Below are 934 nucleotides of genomic sequence, written 5' to 3' on the forward strand. Positions count from 1 at the left end.
TTCGGGTGGGCACTCTAAGATGACTGCCGGTGACAAACCGGAGGAAGGTGGGGATGACGTCAAATCATCATGCCCCTTATGACCTGGGCTACACACGTACTACAATGGTCGGTACAACGGGAAGCGAAGCCGCGAGGTGGAGCCAATCCTTATAAGCCGATCTCAGTTCGGATTGCAGGCTGCAACTCGCCTGCATGAAGTCGGAATTGCTAGTAATCGCGGATCAGCATGCCGCGGTGAATACGTTCCCGGGTCTTGTACACACCGCCCGTCACACCACGAGAGTTTACAACACCCGAAGTCGGTGGGGTAACCCGTAAGGGAGCCAGCCGCCGAAGGTGGGGTAGATGATTGGGGTGAAGTCGTAACAAGGTAGCCGTATCGGAAGGTGCGGCTGGATCACCTCCTTTCTATGGAGACTCGGTCTTGATAAGACCAGTCAAGTGCGAAAGCACACAACGGTTACTCACTCGTGTTCAGTTTTGAAAGAGCAATCTTTCAAAATAGTTGACAACCAACATCGCTTCGCGCATGTAATGGTTGCAACATTGTTCCTTGAAAACTAGATAACGAAATGAAACGTAAAGTAAGAACTTAGGTAGCAATACCAAATGTATTTTTTCTAGGTTAAGCTAGAAAGAGCACACGGAGGATGCCTAGGCACTAGGAGCCGAAGAAGGACGTGGCGAACGACGAAATGCCTCGGGGAGCCGTAAGCAGGCTTTGATCCGGGGATGTCCGAATGGGGGAACCCAGCTGTGGTAATGCGCAGTTACTCAATAGTGAATACATAGCTATTGTAGAGGCAGACCCAGGGAACTGAAACATCTAAGTACCTGGAGGAAAAGAAAACAAAAGTGATTCCGTCAGTAGCGGCGAGCGAAAGCGGAATAGCCCAAACCAAGGAGCTTGCTCCTTGGGGTTGTAGGACCTC

At 50.7% G+C, this 934-nt stretch carries 2 rRNA genes; both read left to right on the forward strand.

The features are described from left to right. Positions 1-410, forward strand: a 16S ribosomal RNA gene (locus AC3WTJ_RS37915); the annotation flags it as partial. A 215-nt stretch (positions 411-625) separates the two neighbouring features. Then, positions 626-934: ribosomal RNA gene (locus tag AC3WTJ_RS37920) — 23S ribosomal RNA — on the forward strand; the annotation flags it as partial.

The organism is Paenibacillus sp. FW101-FHT12H11 (genome assembly GCF_058790355.1).